Below are 4,656 nucleotides of genomic sequence, written 5' to 3' on the forward strand. Positions count from 1 at the left end.
CTCGGAAGTCCGACTGAAGAACACCCTGGAAGTCGCCCTGGTGCTCGACAATTCCGGCTCGATGAGCACGAATGGATCCGGTACCGGCCAGCAGCGAATAGAGTTGCTCAAGACCGCCGCGACAGAACTCGTCAACACGTTGGCCCTGCAGGCAGGCCAAATGAAGCAGGTCACCAAGCCGGTGCAATTCGCCCTGGTACCGTTTTCGGCCTCGGTCAATGTCGGCTCAGCCAACAAGGACAAGACCTGGATGGATCTCGGCGGCATCTCGCCGGTGCATCATGAGAATTTCGACTGGACGCAGATGAACAAGACCGTCTCCGGCGTCGATCCGAACAAATACATCGAGAAGGTTGGCGACGCCTACTACCAGAGGGGCACCGGCTGGGGCGCCGACGCGGGCAAGGCAATGACCCGCTTCACCCTCTACCAGGATATGATGGCCACGACGCGAACCTGCACCAAGAAAAACCACGGCACGTGTCAGACTTATGTCGACACGACCGCCCAATACCAAGCCTGGAAAGGCTGCGTGGAAGCAAGGCCGTATCCTTACAATGTGGACGATACGACGCCGGCAACGTCCACACCCGCCAGCCTGTTCGTCCCGATGTTCGCTCCGGACGAGGCCGGCAATTTCTGGACCGACTCCACCCACGCCAGCACGACGTCATGGGGTTACACCAACAATTGGTGGGTGGATTCGGCCGACAGCCTGGCCGTCGCAAAACGCCAGTCGGATATGCGCAAGTATTTCGTCACAAAGCCCTACAACGCGGCGGCGGAGCCGGCTGACGGCGGCCCCAACTCCGGGTGCACGACTGCCGCCATCACGCCGTTGCAGGACATAACCACGACCACGGGCAAGAACACCATCACAAGCGCCATCAGCGCGATGACACCAACAGGCAATACCAACGTGCCGGAAGGGCTTGCCTGGGGCTGGCGGGCATTGTCGAGCAATGAGCCTTTCACGGACGGCCGGGCCAACACCGAAAGAGGCAACGACAAGGTCGTCATCGTGCTGACCGACGGCGCCAACACCTACAGCCCGATCGCCGACGCCACCTACGCCAAGAACATGTCGACTTACGCCGCGTATGGCTACACGGGCCTGACCTATCCGGGCTCCGGCACGTTGACCCGACTGTTCATGAACACCAGCGCTTCCGTTGGCAAGACGACCTACACCGCCGCCAACTACACGACGGCGCTCGACGAGCAGATGCAGACGCTTTGCGCCAATGCAAAGAATTCGAACGTCATCGTGATGACGGTTTCGCTTGACCTCGTGGAAACCAAATCCGCAGAAAAGGCCGCAATGGCTGCGCTGAAGACCTGTTCCTCGGACTCGAGGTTCCGAAAAGACCCGGCCGACCCGACCGGCAAGACAGCGGCGAAATTGTACTGGAACGCGACCGGCGCCACGCTGTCGAAAAGCTTCAAGGAAATCGCCGACGAACTGTCGAACCTGCGCATCGTCAGCTGACCGATGAAAGCGCCTTGCAGACCCCCCGCCCAGGGCCGCTTACGCGATATGCGTGACTTCTGGCGTGACTTCTGCCGCGACCGGCGCGGCAACTATGCCCTCATGACCGTGCTCGCCATGGTGCCGCTGATGGGAGCCGTGGCGCTGAGCGTCGACTATTCGAGCATGATCAGCGAGAAACAGAAGGTGGTGAACGCGCTCGACGCCGCCAATTTCGCCACCGCCCGCCGCCTTGCCGAAGGCGCCACCGACGACCAGCTGAGGGCCTATGCGCTGGAGTTCTTCAAGGCCAACCTGGGCGACAGTATCGATCCGGCCAACACCACGCTCAGCGTCACGCTGCCCAGCAGCACCACCGGCGGCGGCCTGGTGAAGCTCTGCGCGGCGCTGGTCTACAAGCCCTATTTCCTGCCGGCGGCGGCGATGCTGATCGATAAACAGTCTTCCGACGTCGACTACTCGGTATGCTCGGAAGTGCGGCTGAAAAACACGCTGGAAGTCGCCATGGTGCTCGACAATTCCGGCTCGATGAGCAACCTCGGCACCGGCGCGGGGCAAAAGCGCATCGACCTGCTCAAGCCAGGCCGCCAAGCAGCTCGTCGACACGCTGGCGCAGCAGGCGGCCGCGATCAAGCAGATCGACAAGCCGGTCCAGTTCAGCATCGTGCCCTTCGCCGCCTCGGTGAATGTCGGGACGCAGAACGTCAACGCTTCCTGGATGGACACCTATGGGCTGTCGCCGGTACACCACGAGAATTTCGATTGGACGACGCTGAACGCCACCAACAAATACGCGCAGAAGTTCAACGGCATCTGGTACAAGAAGGGCTCCGACTGGGGCGAGCAGGAAGGCCAGATGCTGACCCGCTTCTCGCTCTACCGCGACATGAAGGTGGTCACCAGCCATGAGCGCATCGTCGGCTCCAAGCGCGTGGTCTGCGACGAATATCGTTCGAACCATACCTGCAAACGCAGCCACGACGAATACGACTACAACGACACCTACGGCCCGTTCGCCAGCTGGCAGGGCTGCGTCGAGGACCGTCCCTACCCTTACAATGTCAATGACGCGCCGGCCTCCGGCGGCCCCAACAACATCGGCACCGGCGTCGGCGACCCGGCAACCATGTTCGTCCCCATGTTCGCGCCGGACGAGCCGGGCAACCACTGGTATCTGACGCAGGATCCCGACGAGGCGAAACCGGTCACCTATGGCGCGGCCAACAGCTGGTGGAACGACGATCCGTCGAGCACCACCGGCAAGACACGGCAATCCAACATGGCCAAGTATTTCCAGCCGCGGCCGATCCATGCGCCCGTGCTGTCGACCGGCGCCGGTCCCAACTACAGCTGCACCACGACGCCGATCACACCGCTGACCGATGTCACCCAGGCGGCAGGGCTGACGGCGATCAAGGCGGCGATCGACCTGATGCAGCCGAACGGCAACACCAATGTGCCGGAAGGCATGGCCTGGGGCTGGCGCACCGTATCGAGCACCGAGCCCTTCACCGAAGGGCGGCCGGAGAGCGAGCGCGGCAATGACAAGGTCGTCATCGTGCTCACCGACGGCGAGAACACCTATTCGACGGTCAGCAGCGACCCGGCCGGCAACAAGTCGACCTATGCCGCCTATGGATACACCGGCCTCGCCTATCACGGCACGGCCGTGACCCGGCTGTTCACCGGCACGTCGAGCGCCATCGGCCAGTTCAACTATACGTCCAGCAACTACACCGCCGCGCTCAACGAGCAGATGGCGAGCCTGTGCAACAACGCCAAGGCGGCCAACATCATGGTGATGACCGTCGCGCTCGACATGTCCTTGACGGATTCCGGCGACAAGAAGGCGATGGACGCGCTGAAGGCCTGCTCTTCCGACTCGCGCTTCCGCAAGGATCCGACCGACCCCAGCAAGCCGGCCAAGCTGTTCTGGAACGCGACCGGCGCTACGCTGTCGGACAATTTCAAGGAAATTGCGAACGAATTGTCGAATTTGCGCGTGGTGGGGTAAGGCACATCAAAGGATGCCGGTGCGTTGAAGATCGTCCTTCGCCGTGCCGATCCTATAAGCTCGCCTCGTCCGGCGGCCTCGTCGTCGGTAAGTAGAAGGTTACAAAAGCGTTGGAGATGAGTGCCTTCGTTTGAGACTGTGCAGCGCACGTCCATTTGGACGTGACCGCGGAGGCAGGCCGAGACTACCCACCAACCTGCGGCATGCCACCCTGGCGCAACGGCCGGCGCCGGCAAGCCCTTGTGCGCGTTCGCGGCACAAGGCACAAGTCGGTGCTCGCCGGCATCGGACCGTCCCTGCCGCATGCGCTGGAGTCAAGCAATGCCCGACGTCGCCAACCATCTGACCTTCGCGCTGGTCTGCCTCGGCATGGTGCTGACGCCGGGGCCGAACATGATCTACCTGATCTCGCGTTCGCTGTCGCAAGGGCCGAAGGCCGGGCTGATCTCGCTTGGCGGCGTCGCCTGCGGTTTCCTGTTCTACGTGGTCTCGGCGGCCTTCGGCATCACCGCGCTGCTGCTTGCCGTGCCCTTCGCCTATGACGTGCTGCGCATTTCCGGCGCGCTCTATCTTCTGTGGCTCGCCTGGCAAGCGGTGAGGCCCGGCGGGCGCTCGCCGTTCCACGTCCGCGAGATGCCGAAGGACAGGCCGCGCAAGCTGTTCGCGATGGGGCTTATGACCAACCTGCTCAACCCCAAGGTGGCGGTGCTCTACCTTTCGCTGCTGCCGCAGTTCATCAACCCGGCCAAGGGCCATGTCCTGTCGCAGCTTCTGGTGCTGGGCGTCACCCAGATCTCGATCAGCCTCACCGTCAATGCCATCATCGCGGTGACAGCCGGCTCGATCGCGACCTTCCTCGCCGGACGACCGCTGTGGATGGTCATCCAGCGCTGGATGATGGGCACGGTGCTGGCGGCGCTGGCTCTGAGGATGGCAACCGAAGCGCAGCGCTGACGGGGCGTGCCGATATTCAGGTCTTGTTGCGCGCCAGCTGCCGCTGTGGCCTGGCTGCTTGGCCAACCATTTGTGCAGCATTTTACAATTCAAGCATTTTATCATTTGCTTAAATTGCTCGTAGAGACCCCTGGCGTATCACTTGAGCTTTACAGAGTTCGGCGAGGGGCAATGTTCGCATTGAAACGCTTCCGGGCCC

2 protein-coding genes and 1 pseudogene are annotated in these 4,656 nt (G+C 62.3%); all 3 read left to right on the plus strand.

Features of this window, described 5'->3' with window-relative positions; genetic code table 11:
* Positions 1 to 1,489, plus strand: a 1,489-nt coding sequence (locus EOA33_RS39250; RefSeq protein ID WP_190234365.1) for a VWA domain-containing protein, incomplete at its 5' end; no start/stop codon positions are given.
* Between the two features lie 48 nt (positions 1,490 to 1,537).
* Positions 1,538 to 3,503 (plus strand): annotated as a pseudogene (locus EOA33_RS25010) (pilus assembly protein).
* A 321-nt stretch (positions 3,504 to 3,824) separates the two neighbouring features.
* Positions 3,825 to 4,457: a LysE family translocator gene (locus tag EOA33_RS25015; RefSeq protein WP_126055125.1), complete on the plus strand. Its 633-nt coding sequence runs from the start codon at positions 3,825 to 3,827 to the stop codon at positions 4,455 to 4,457.
* Positions 4,458 to 4,656: the final 199 nt, after the last annotated feature.

Origin of the sequence: Mesorhizobium sp. M4A.F.Ca.ET.050.02.1.1 (genome assembly GCF_003997725.1) — a bacterium.
Classification (GTDB): Bacteria; Pseudomonadota; Alphaproteobacteria; order Rhizobiales; family Rhizobiaceae; genus Mesorhizobium.

What these genes read in the sequence shown, in the direction of transcription:
- EOA33_RS25015 (WP_126055125.1), top strand. Translation starts at nt 3,825, where the DNA reads ATGCCCGACGTCGCCAACCATCTGACCTTCGCGCTGGTCTGCCTCGGC.